We start from the raw sequence: 7,071 nt of genomic DNA, 5'->3' as shown, positions 1-7,071 counted from the left end.
TGCTTTATTGATTTTATTGTTAATTTATAGACTCATCTAAGCGGAGAAGAGCCGAAAAACTAATCTGAATGCCCAAATTTAGTCATTTTTTAACGTGTAAAAAATCACCTATTATTCTTGTCATCAGAACGAACCACTTAAACAAATTTATAGAGAGGCAATCATGGCTCAAGCAATGCAAATGAATACTATCGCTGTTCCTAACTCTATGGATAAGAAGACCTACTCGGTTAACTTCAAAGGATTGATTGCACACATTTTCGATATTCTTTTTGTAGACAACTCTCCACGTAGTTACTACTCAAGCGACCTATCTGGTCACATGCAACGCGATATCGGTATCAACCGTTAATCTCCGCGTTAACATGTAAAAATATAGAATTTTAAGAAAACGCCAGCTTCTGAAGCTGGCGTTTTTGTATCTGCAATAAGCTGTGTATCTCAAAGAAACTAAGCATTTAAAATAAACTAAGCACCTGAAAACTCATCACCTGAAAGAAAGACTTAGGCATAACGGTCTGTATTTGAGCGCCAGTAAATTCGCTTCGTACAAGGATCACGGTATGTCACACGCCAGCTGCAACTCACCATTGATTAAACTCTGTTTACTTGCCTTACCGATCGGCTTTTACTCTTCTGTGTCGATTGCACAAACCTGGAGTAATGAAGGTCAACCTGCGCAGGTTATCGAACTGTTCACCTCTGAAGGTTGTTCAAGTTGTCCGCCTGCTGATGCCTACCTTAGTACTTTTGAAGACGACCCTAATCTTTGGACACAAGTCATTCCTCTCGCCTATCACGTCGATTACTGGGACTACCTAGGGTGGGGAGATAAGTTCGCGAGCAAGGCATTCAGTCAGAAGCAACGCTTGTACAAAGCTTATGGGGTAACAAGTGGTGTTTATACCCCGGGCTTTATCGTCGATGGAAAAGAGTGGCGTGGTTACTTTAATTGGCTAGACAGAACCTTGCCATCGCTCCAACAACAAATTAATCCTAAATTAACAGTGAACCATAAAGGCGATACGTTCAGCGTGCATTACGAAGGCAAAGGTGATTATGTCGCTCATATTACCTTGTTGGCGATGAACGAAGTCACCAGCGTTAAAGCGGGCGAGAACAGAGGTAAGAAACTTGAGCACGATTTTGTCGTGGTTTATGACGGCTATCGACGTGGTGAGTCTGAATGGCAATTCAATGTCGATTTTGATCCATTAGTCGCAACGCCAGATGCTGTAGCCGTGTGGTTAACCGAACCTAACTCGTATACACCGGAACAAACGGTAGCAGGGTGGCTGAATTAAACTTGCCATAACTTGATACTGGATGTGTTGTAGTGGGGCTCATTGCTAAAACACGAGAGAAAGGGGCGATTTAGTTACGTAATACTGCTGAAATACGTTAATATAGCGCGCTATTATTTTAGCTTTGAGTTCCTGCAATTAATGACTAACACCACAACACCAACCAACTTCTCTGATCTTGGCTTAATCTCTCCTTTGATGGCTCGTCTTACCGAGCTTGAATACCAACAGCCAACGCCTATCCAAGCGCAAGTTATTCCAAGTGTGTTAGCAGGACGCGACCTAATTGCAGGCGCAAATACAGGTTCAGGTAAAACCGCAGCCTTTGCACTTCCACTGTTACAACAAATCCATGAAGATGCACCTCTAGACCGTCGTTCAGGCAAAGGTAACTATGTTTCCGGCCTTATCTTGGTTCCTACACGTGAGCTTGCTAAGCAAGTTGCCGATAGCGTTAAGTCTTACGCAGTACATTTCAACGGTGCAATCAAAACTGTTTGTGTATTCGGTGGTGTATCGGTGAACACTCAGATGCAAGCGTTACGTGGCGGCACAGACATCTTGGTGGCAACACCGGGTCGTTTGCTTGATCTGATCTCAAGCAACGCTATCAAACTCGATAAAGTAAAAACGTTAGTGCTTGATGAAGCTGACCGAATGTTGAGCCTTGGCTTTACAGAAGAGCTCGACGCGATCTTGAAGCTGCTGCCAAGCAAGAAGCAAACTCTGTTGTTCTCTGCGACTTTCCCTGAGCAAGTTAAAACGTTGACTCACGAATTACTGAACGACCCAATTGAAGTCCAACTTCAAAGTGCCAATGCGAGCACGCTAGTTCAGCGAGTATTCGAAGTAGAGAAAGGTCGTAAGACAGCTTTGTTAGCGCACCTGATTCAGCAACACGAATGGCGCCAAGCTCTGATCTTCGTGAATGCGAAGAACAGCTGTGAACATTTAGCAGACAAGCTATACAAGCGCGGTATCATTGCGGAAGTATTCCACGGTGATAAAGGTCAGGGTTCACGTACTCGTATCCTAGAAGATTTTAAATCTGGCGAGATTGACGTTCTGATCGCGACAGACATCGCAGCTCGTGGTCTGGATATTGAAAAGCTTCCTGTAGTTATCAACTTTGATTTACCACGTAGTCCATCAGACTACATGCACCGTATTGGCCGAAGCGGTCGTGCAGGTGAGGTTGGTTTAGCATTATCTTTGATCGATCACGAAGACTACCATCACTTCACAATCATCGAGAAGAAGAACAAAATTCGTCTTGAGCGTGAGCAAATCGAAGGCTTTGAAGTGGATGAAGAAGCAACCGCTGCACTTGTTGCTGCATTAAAACCGGTTGCGCCACCGGCTGGTACAGGCAAGAAGAAAAAGAAGAAAGCACCTAAAAACCAAGATGTTTGGTTGAGAAATAACTGATATTGAGTCAGTAAAAATAGAATTTCTAAAGGCGCTTAATTGCGCCTTTTTTATTTTTAGCCCTAAGTTTAGCAAATCCGCGTAACGAGATTAAACGACACTCTTGACTCTAAAGAGGTCAGTAAATAATTTGCCGATCATCAAAATGACGAGCAGTGTGGTTAACATCAGTAATGGTGTTTGAATCTGATAAACCGGTGTTAGATTAAGCGCGCCAGACGTCAGTACGACCAGCAGGTTAATGCCAAGTATTCGGTGCACCATCAGTTTAGGCGTTGCGAACACTTTCCATATCACCATGCTATTAATGAAATAGAACAGTGCTAATTGCCACAACTCAGTCATCATCGGCATGATAAAGATGTATTGAAGTAAAATAACGGTACCAGTGCCTATCACCCCGAAAAACGCATCTTTGATAACACTTGGTGGCATCGTCGGTAACATGGAAGAAAATACGCCTGCAATCATCGGAAAAATAAAACCGCCCGGCACAGGTAGATATATCCAAACCAGTAGCGACGTGACGAACATCGAGACTCCTTGTAAGACTTTTCTCCCATCTTCATCCAGGTGTTGAACAAAGGTACGGTGCTCATGGTGCCAAGAAACGTTTTTCTTCTCACTCTTCACAAACGGCACATCATCAATCAATGACAAGTGTGGCGCCATTAACTCTAGTTTTTCCAGTTTTTCCAGTTTTTCTGTGAGAATTGGCCAATCAATAGGTTGAGTAAGTTCATCCGAGGCGAGTTCAAGCAGACGATCTTGAATATGAGCAATTTCACGGACACGTAAACGCCACGCTTGGATATTTTGCTTTAGGTGATAACTGCCAGTGAGCGGTAAATCCAACAGTTGATAAAGCTTTTTAATATTAGCGGTATTGGACTCTAAGGCTTCTATATCAAGGTTATTGGTATCGCTCATTGCTGTTATCAGCGTTTCTCTGCTTGTTTCAAATCGTTGTTCGAAGTTTTGTTCAGTGTTTACCGGCCAGATTAGACGATAAACAATCGAGAAGGTGATAACGCCTAGCAAAGTTTCTTGTATTCGTAGCACCGCAAAATAGAATGTAATTTGGTTATCGAATCCCCCCATACAAGAGATGATGGAACAGACAGCAAAGCCTATAGAAAAGACATAACCGTACTTTTCATCACTCGACATGAAGATGCATGTACCGAGAAATAAAGTGAAAAACATCAAAAACAGAAAGCGGTCTTGCGAAAACATCGCAATCAAGAAAAAGGCATAACCCGTCCCTAACAAGGTTCCCATTAATCGGTTATGGCCTTTGTTTATTGAATGGGCAAAACTCTCGTTCAATGCCATGACAGCAACCGCAATTGCCGCCCAATAGGGTTTTTCCCACTGAAACCACAACGCAAGGCAGATAGAGATAACAATCGCGAGAGAAGCCTTAATTGCTTCTTTGGTCGATGCACTGAACATAAATGCCATCCAACTATTTGATTATTTTGATTGAAGCTGTCATGCCGACACGAAGTTGCAAGTCTTCAGGCACGTTATCGAGTACTACTTTAATTGGTATACGCTGAGCGAGGCGAATCCATTGAAAATTTGGGTTCACGTTGGGAAGAAGGTCATTACCAGTACTGCCATCTTGTGTCGCAATGCCAAAGCCAATGCTTTTAATATGGCCTTTTAATTGAACATCATTGCGCGTCATGAGCGTGACGATAGCTTTGTCGTTTGGTGCAACGTTCACAAGATCAGTCTCTTTGAAATAGCCTTCGATCCAGAAACTGTCTTCATCGATCAGCGCAACTACCGGTGTATTAGCGACGACTTGAGAGCCTTCTCGTAGGTTTAAGTTCGTGATGAAGCCATTCGTTGGAGCGTAAACCTTGGTGTATTTGAGATTTAAATGTGCCTCTTCAACATTGGCCTTTGCTAGTGCAACGTTAGCTGCATTTGTCTCAACCGCGTTGTTCAGGTTATTCAAGGTCAGCACTGGCAGCGCGCCAGGCGTTCTTTTTTCTAAGTTCAACGCGCGTTGCTCTTCGTTTTTAGCTTTTGCTAAGAGCGCGCGAGCCTGTTTCTGTGTCGCGAGTGCTTTATTGTAGGCCGCTTGATAAATACTTGGGTCGATCTCAAACAGTAGATCCCCTTTAACTACCTGTGAGTTGTCTTCAATATGGACTTTAGTTACTTGCCCGGTGACTCGAGGGGTAATAGAAACTATGTAAGCGCTGACCTGACCATCTCGAGTCCAGGGATTACTCGAATAAGATTGGTAATAGCTATAAACCACAGAGCTTGCGGCAACGACCAGTAGTAGCGTGATGAGATAACGTTTAATCAAGGTGAATTCCTCAGAAGATGGTAATGAATTGACCGATAACGCCGACGAAAATCACGATTAGGCTTAATTCGGCAATTGCAGGAAAAGCGACATATTTATGTAGCCCAAGTTTTGTCGCGATTGAGCCAGTCAATATCGTCAATACATAAGCTAACGCGATAACCAATAGCAAAGGAGGGAAGTAGATCTCACCCCACACGAGTTCATGTGGCATTGTGTTCATGGGTCTGTCTCTATCGTTTGAAGAAGGTCACGATAAAGGAACTATGGCAATGTTAATAATCGTATATAGAGGATCGGATCCATCAAACTTAGGTAGGTTTAGGTATATACTAGAAAGAAGAGTTAGCAAAAGGCACAAATCATTAGCTATTTAGCTCCGTCTTTTTATCATTATTATTCTGATGCAGTAGATATTTTTCTATTTCATATGCATGACTAAGAAAGTAAGCACATCAAAATGAACTTTAGTATTGAACAACTTCTCGCGTTTGTGACCGTTTATGAACAACGGTCATTCAGCAAAGCAGCAGTAAAACTCAACAAGCACAGAACGACCGTCGGCCAGGTTATTACAAATTTGGAAGACCACCTTGCTGTGCATCTTTTTGAAAGGGTCGGCCGCTCTGTAGAACCAACGGAGGACGGGCACCTCCTTTATCACTACGCAAAACAGACGATTGAGCAAGCTCGTACTTTTGACAAAGTGGCGTTGAGCCTCTCTTATGGTGGGCTAGAGAAAATAACAATCGCGTATTCTAGTTTCGTTCCACAACGTGTTTTGGTAGATATACGAAAACGACTTAAGCACGATTTCCCAATGATGCGAGTGAACTTTCTGGTTAGGAATAAGAACGAAATTAAACAAGGAATACAAAGTGGGGAATATCACTTTGGACTTGTGAATGCTCACAATAGCCGAGCGATGCATAGTTTTGATTCTACTTTCCTTGGGCATTTTGAGTTCTATCCATTCGGACAAAAAGGGGGAGAACTCTCACATATCGATAAAGACGAAGTATTAGTCGCACTTAGGAACTCTAAACAGTTCGTATTGAAGTCTCTGATTGACGAAGGTATGTCTGAAAAGATTATCGTGAGCTCTGACTATGAAGAGATCGATCAGCTTTCGTTAATGATCAAAATGCTTGAAGAGGGTTTTGGATGGGCACTTCTTCCTAAGGCTTTTTTTACCGACTCTGAGTTTTCAAAACATTCAATTGAGCCCATTCATTCTGCGCAAATGGTGGAAGGATTCAAATTTGGATTCGCTTTGTGGTGCCCGCACTCGAAGCAAGTCAGTGGTATCAAAGGCTCTTTGGTGTCTGTTATTAAAGAGTACCGCGAGCAACTTATTGATAGTTTTAAGTCGTGAAAATTTGAGATATTAAAAAGGCGCTAATTATTCATTAGCGCCTTTGAGATTTTGTTCAGCTAAGAGAAGAATTACTTCTTACGGCAGAACTCAGCGATTACGTACATTGATTGACCGCCGTTTGTTTTACCAGAAACAAGCTTAGGGTCGTCACCAACGCTGATGCCACGGATAACAGTACCTTGCTTAATCACTTGGTTAGTACCTTTGATTGGAAGGTCTTTGATTACTGTTACGTCGTCACCTTTTTTAAGCTCAACGCCGTTCACATCAAGAGGCTTGTCATCAGCAGACATGCCGATTTGTGCCCAAACTGATGTTTCTTCTTCAAGGTACATCATGTCTAGTGCGTCTTGAGCCCAGCTTTCAGTGTTCAGACGAGTAAGTTGACGCCATGCCGTTACTTGAACTGGTGCCTCTTGACTCCACATGCTGTCGCTTAGGCAGCGCCAGTGGTTGATATCTTTAGGCTCGTCAATCTCACCAAGGCATTTGTCACATACCATAATGCCGTGATCCACTGTTACGTGGCTGTGTGGCGGCACTGCGTACGCAGTAAGAGAAGAATCAGAACCACATAGTTCACATTTAGATTGGCAGCGTTCTAGCATAGTAGCTTCAGAAGACATAATGGA

The 7,071-nt window shown here is 43.0% G+C and carries 8 protein-coding genes; 4 read left to right on the top strand and 4 right to left on the bottom strand.

Annotated features, from left to right (window positions below; genetic code table 11):
- The first annotated feature begins 163 nt into the window (after positions 1–163).
- From AB6E08_RS12770 to AB6E08_RS12760, 3 genes are all read left to right on the top strand, one after another.
- The gene (locus tag AB6E08_RS12770) at positions 164–352 is read left to right on the top strand and encodes a hypothetical protein (protein ID WP_009845310.1); all 189 of its coding nucleotides are present in this window, start codon (positions 164–166) and stop codon (positions 350–352) included.
- Positions 353–563: 211 nt separating this feature from the next.
- Complete coding sequence (locus tag AB6E08_RS12765; RefSeq protein ID WP_029222772.1) at positions 564–1,304, top strand: DUF1223 domain-containing protein; 741 nt, start codon at positions 564–566, stop codon at positions 1,302–1,304.
- A gap of 141 nt (positions 1,305–1,445) precedes the next feature.
- Positions 1,446–2,732, top strand: a complete 1,287-nt coding sequence (locus AB6E08_RS12760; protein WP_029222771.1) for a DEAD/DEAH box helicase — start codon at positions 1,446–1,448, stop codon at positions 2,730–2,732.
- Positions 2,733–2,822: 90 nt separating this feature from the next.
- Here AB6E08_RS12760 and AB6E08_RS12755 read toward each other — a convergent pair whose 3' ends face one another.
- The 3 genes from AB6E08_RS12755 to AB6E08_RS12745 are packed head-to-tail and all read right to left on the bottom strand — an operon-like array spanning position 2,823 to position 5,284.
- On the bottom strand, positions 2,823–4,187 hold the full coding sequence (locus tag AB6E08_RS12755; RefSeq protein ID WP_017100534.1) for an FUSC family protein: 1,365 nt from the start codon (positions 4,185–4,187) through the stop codon (positions 2,823–2,825).
- A 13-nt stretch (positions 4,188–4,200) separates the two neighbouring features.
- A complete protein-coding gene (locus AB6E08_RS12750; protein ID WP_017100535.1) occupies positions 4,201–5,061 on the bottom strand; it encodes an HlyD family secretion protein in 861 nt (286 codons plus the stop codon).
- Between the two features lie 10 nt (positions 5,062–5,071).
- Positions 5,072–5,284: a DUF1656 domain-containing protein gene (locus tag AB6E08_RS12745; protein ID WP_004730923.1), complete on the bottom strand. Its 213-nt coding sequence runs from the start codon at positions 5,282–5,284 to the stop codon at positions 5,072–5,074.
- Positions 5,285–5,521: 237 nt separating this feature from the next.
- Between AB6E08_RS12745 and AB6E08_RS12740 the strand changes: the two genes are divergently transcribed.
- Positions 5,522–6,436 carry a LysR family transcriptional regulator gene (locus AB6E08_RS12740; RefSeq protein WP_017100536.1) on the top strand — a complete coding sequence of 305 codons (915 nt, stop codon included), beginning with the start codon at positions 5,522–5,524 and terminating at the stop codon, positions 6,434–6,436.
- A gap of 71 nt (positions 6,437–6,507) precedes the next feature.
- Here AB6E08_RS12740 and AB6E08_RS12735 read toward each other — a convergent pair whose 3' ends face one another.
- On the bottom strand, positions 6,508–7,065 hold the full coding sequence (locus tag AB6E08_RS12735; protein ID WP_009845316.1) for a PhnA domain-containing protein: 558 nt from the start codon (positions 7,063–7,065) through the stop codon (positions 6,508–6,510).
- Positions 7,066–7,071 lie beyond the last annotated feature (6 nt).

Origin of the sequence: Vibrio sp. 10N.247.310.24 (genome assembly GCF_041467175.1) — a bacterium.
GTDB classification, from domain to species: Bacteria; Pseudomonadota; Gammaproteobacteria; order Enterobacterales; family Vibrionaceae; genus Vibrio; species Vibrio tasmaniensis_A.
Note: the sequence above shows the minus strand (reverse complement) of the source record. Positions and strands in the feature narration are given on the sequence as shown.

What these genes read in the sequence shown, in the direction of transcription:
- AB6E08_RS12770 (WP_009845310.1), top strand. Translation starts at nt 164, where the DNA reads ATGGCTCAAGCAATGCAAATGAATACTATCGCTGTTCCTAACTCTATG.
- AB6E08_RS12765 (WP_029222772.1), top strand. Translation starts at nt 564, where the DNA reads ATGTCACACGCCAGCTGCAACTCACCATTGATTAAACTCTGTTTACTT.
- AB6E08_RS12760 (WP_029222771.1), top strand. Translation starts at nt 1,446, where the DNA reads ATGACTAACACCACAACACCAACCAACTTCTCTGATCTTGGCTTAATC.
- AB6E08_RS12755 (WP_017100534.1), bottom strand. Translation starts at nt 4,187, where the DNA reads ATGTTCAGTGCATCGACCAAAGAAGCAATTAAGGCTTCTCTCGCGATT.
- AB6E08_RS12745 (WP_004730923.1), bottom strand. Translation starts at nt 5,284, where the DNA reads ATGAACACAATGCCACATGAACTCGTGTGGGGTGAGATCTACTTCCCT.
- AB6E08_RS12740 (WP_017100536.1), top strand. Translation starts at nt 5,522, where the DNA reads ATGAACTTTAGTATTGAACAACTTCTCGCGTTTGTGACCGTTTATGAA.
- AB6E08_RS12735 (WP_009845316.1), bottom strand. Translation starts at nt 7,065, where the DNA reads ATGTCTTCTGAAGCTACTATGCTAGAACGCTGCCAATCTAAATGTGAA.